The sequence below is a fragment of the bacterium genome (assembly GCA_030247525.1).
In the GTDB taxonomy this organism is placed as follows: Bacteria; Electryoneota; JAOADG01; order JAOADG01; family JAOADG01; genus JAOTSC01.
In genome coordinates, this window is sequence record JAOTSC010000260.1 from 1 (window position 1) to 2947 (window position 2947).

General features: G+C 47.3%; 1 protein-coding gene. It reads right to left on the reverse strand.

The features are described from left to right. Nucleotides 1-2947 (reverse strand): cell surface protein SprA (gene sprA / locus OEM52_14710; GenBank protein ID MDK9701385.1); only part of this gene is annotated, 2947 nt, incomplete at both ends.

The window sequence follows — 2947 nt, forward strand, 5'->3', positions numbered from 1 at the left end:
TCCCGCTGGGAACTTTTGTCGGGAATGCGCCGCCATGGACAAAAAGTTTCAGTCGCCGGTAATCCAGTAAATTGATCGGATCATACAAAGTCTTTACAAGGTACGATGTCTCACCAGTACCTAACTGATTGATTTTGATCCGAAGCGATTGTTCCTTTTGTCGTACATCACTTACCGGATCGATAGTGCCAGCAACGCCGGGGGGAGGTATGTACCCCGAAACATCACCTGTTGAATTCTCGTCGGTATTGTAAACGTCAGCTTCCAAAGCATATTGCGTTGTGCGTTGTTGCGACAATGGCCCCGGTTCCCGCCACTCGTTACCAACAATATTGACTTCCGCAATCCGAAGCTTTACTTCTGAAGTAAAATTTGCCAACCCGATTCGGAAGTATTGAATATTCTGTAAGTCAGGGCTGTTCACACGAATCGTATCCGCAATCGGTATTCGATATAGATACCACCCTTTATTGTCGGGATCGTTGGGATCGCGGCTGCCACCAGCGATGTAAGGTGAATTCAAGTCGCCAAGCTCGATTGTGACCCGGTAAAAGTCATTTTGTTTATCCGAGTTCCCATTCCCATCCAAGTCTTCTGTATTGGGGTATCTACCCCCCTCATCGGTGCGATTATTTTCGGTTCCGTTGATTCGATCGTAGGTGTTATACTCTGAGGAGTTATAATAATAATCGTCAAACGAGCGTGGTTCGATGACATGACGGAACTGGCCATCGATAAGTACTGTTGCGGTATCGGGAGTATTTACTGGTGAGCTGCCTGTACGATTATGATTAATGTCCCACCAGTCCGATGGATCGACACCGGCAATTCCATCGATACCAGTGTCTTCATCGCTTTGCAAGATCCCATCGCCTAATCGTTCGCCAATACGAGCGTCTTCTGTATTAGGGTTGACATCAGCGTCTGGAATGGTGTTTTCGCTGATCCGGCCAAAATCGAGGAATAAGGAACCCTTCGCATTAAAGTCATTCTTTAACCAGATTTCGACGTACTTCGCTTCCTGTTGGTTGCTATACCCACTGCCAAGGAAACGGGTAATCGCACCCCACGAGTTTTTCCGGGAGGCTACTGTGTCTTCAGCTCCCGTTCGTGACGTTTTCGGATCGTAATCAATAACCAATGTCTGTGTGGTATTTGCAACGTTGCTGTTGACGTCCCGATCCGGCCAAATATTCTTTATCGGTTCTTGATAGTACGGGTTGTACCATCGGAATACCCGCGCCGGGAAAACAGCTAACGTATCGCCGGGTACGCGAAGTGCATCGGGGAGGGGGTATGCCGATAAACTCCAACTACGCCATGTAATCGGGAGGGGGGTCGTGCGTTTAGCTGACTCAAAATCATCGACATACGCGACGCCATTTTTATCGCCGGTCGCGTCGTTACTCATGGTGTTGGGATTGGGAAAGACCTGTGCGATTTCCCCTTCAATTGTAATCTTTGAAGGTTCTTCGGTGGCAACTAACGGCAAGGCATCCATTGCCCAAGTCATAAAAGCCGGCTTGAATTGGAGGCGGGTATTGATATCCCAGATTCGGTTCGATAGCGGTTCATTTCCTAACCGTACCCGTTTGTCAAGTGGTTTCTCATTGAGTGACAAAAACGTGAAACCGATGAACGAATCCTCCCAGAGTGCATACTCTGCCCGGATACCTAACAATGTTTTGCGGTCGAGTTGGAAAATCTCACCCGATTCGTAGGTGACTTCCAGATTTCGTCCCGCCGCTAACGCGCTCTGATCAAGAACTGTCAATGTTCCTGAGAAATAATCGATTGTGTAGTCACTGCCGCGATTTAATACCCGACCATCGGATGTTACCTCTTCCGAGTTCTCAAGGACTGCAACCCCAAGGTTCAATACATTCGTGCGAGAGCGAACTTTCGCATGAATATAGTACTGTGAACCGACACCCGGATTCAGATTATTGTATATCGCACGGAGGTACGTCGAGGTATCTAAAACGCTCTCTTGCAACGCGCCATCGAAAAACCAGTCTGGCCAACGAAACGTATCAGTTGGCAGAATGTTTCGCGGTGCAAAGGGATGAAGCGCGGGGAATCGAATAAAACCATTGGAAAAATCAACATACTCCGCATCGATTTTACCATCGCCGGTACTAACTAAAGAGCTGTTGGAGTTGTCGATCCGGTCGATTCCAAGAACGTTCGTGTAAAATTGTCCATTTTGTGTTTGTTGTGGCGGTTCTGTATTGGACTTATAAATTGTTGCTTCGAAACTCTCTTTTGAGATATTCTGTCCCTGTAAGGAGTAGTAATTTCGCAACATCAAGTTCCATGTCTTGGAAGACGCCTGGTTTTGCGAACCGCGAAGTAATTTCAACAGGAGATATTTGCTGTTCCCGACCCCGGATATCGGAGTAAACGAACCAATCGTATCGCCTAAACTGGTGCAATAAACGATACCCATCGTTTGACCGGCGCTTAACTGACGGTTAAGGGTGAGAATACCGGTATTTTCATCGAGGCGATATTCGCTTTTCGGCAACGGAATAAAGTTGTTTGAAAAGTTATCGACATTGTCAACGGCAAATTGTGCGGAGTCGAAGAGTGCAACCGGAGGCGGTTCTGCCATCGCAAAGCCGCGAATCGGAACGTCGGTCGAAGTCATTCCGGTAACCGGTGTTACATAAACGATATTGTCGGTAATAATGAAACCGAGTCCACTTGAAACACCACCAGAGCCGACCCGACGAGCGCGATCCAAGCAAACCGTATCAATTACAAAAATCTGATCTTTGACAAAATCAATGTCTTGAATGCGAACTTCACGTTCTTGCTCGCCGCTGTTCGCTTTCAGTTTGTTCTTTTTCCCTTTTTCGAGCGATGCAATGGTCGTCAATTTCAATGGTCCAACTTTGGCGATTCCCTTCAGACCAAACAACCCTTTGTTTTGACCGGAGAACGT